This is a genomic window from Actinoplanes sp. NPDC048791 (assembly GCF_040650095.1).
Taxonomy (GTDB): Bacteria; Actinomycetota; Actinomycetes; order Mycobacteriales; family Micromonosporaceae; genus Actinoplanes.
In genome coordinates this window covers 1-711 of record NZ_JBEZGQ010000859.1, presented here as the reverse complement: position 1 = coordinate 711, position 711 = coordinate 1, and the positions used below count along the sequence as shown (strand labels likewise).

The window sequence follows — 711 nt, the reverse complement described above, 5'->3', positions numbered from 1 at the left end:
TGCCGCAGCGCGAAGTCGACCAGCGGCTCCCGGCTCGCGATCATGTCGCGGACCGCCAGGAGCGCCGCCACCCTCAGTGTGTACATGTGATCATTCAACCGGTGCGGTGCCGCGCGGGCTATCGCCGGGACTCCACACTGCATACGCGAGCGTCCAGGCGCTGCTGGTGCAGGGCGATCTGCAGCGCCAGCCGGGCGTCGGGGTCGTCCAGCGAGTCGCCGAACAGCCGCCGGAGCTTGCGCATCCGGTATCGCACGGTCTGCGGGTGCGCCGGCAGCGCGGCCGCCGCGGCCAGCACCTGCCCCTGGGCCCGCAGCCAGGCCAGCAGCGTCGCGGACAGCACCTCGCGGTCCGCCGGGGCGAGCGGTCGCAGCGGCGCCAGCCACCGCGCGGCGAGTCGGTCACTCAGCCCGGGCTCCCACGCCGTGACCAGCGTGACCAGGTGGTCGTCGCAGTGCAGCAGCGCCTCGGCCGGCAGCGTCCCTTCCTGCTGCAACTGCAGGGCCCGGCGCGACAACCGGTACGACAAGCGGGCCTCACCCAGCGGAACCGCCGGTCCCAGCGCCGCCCGCTGCCCGGCCAGCGCGGCCGTCAGATGTGCGAGCCGGCCCGGGGTCGCCGGCTCGGGCAGGATCAGCCGGGTGGCGTCGGCGATGACCGGGGCGATCGTGCCGCTGCCCGCCCGCCGGGCCAGCTGCTCGCCGTCGGTGC

At 75.4% G+C, this 711-nt stretch carries 1 protein-coding gene; it reads right to left on the bottom strand.

Annotation, left to right across the window (positions count from 1 at the left end; genetic code table 11):
• Positions 1-118 precede the first annotated feature (118 nt).
• Positions 119-711, bottom strand: a 593-nt coding sequence (locus tag AB0C29_RS38535) for a helix-turn-helix domain-containing protein (RefSeq protein ID WP_360831327.1), incomplete at its 5' end; no start/stop codon positions are given.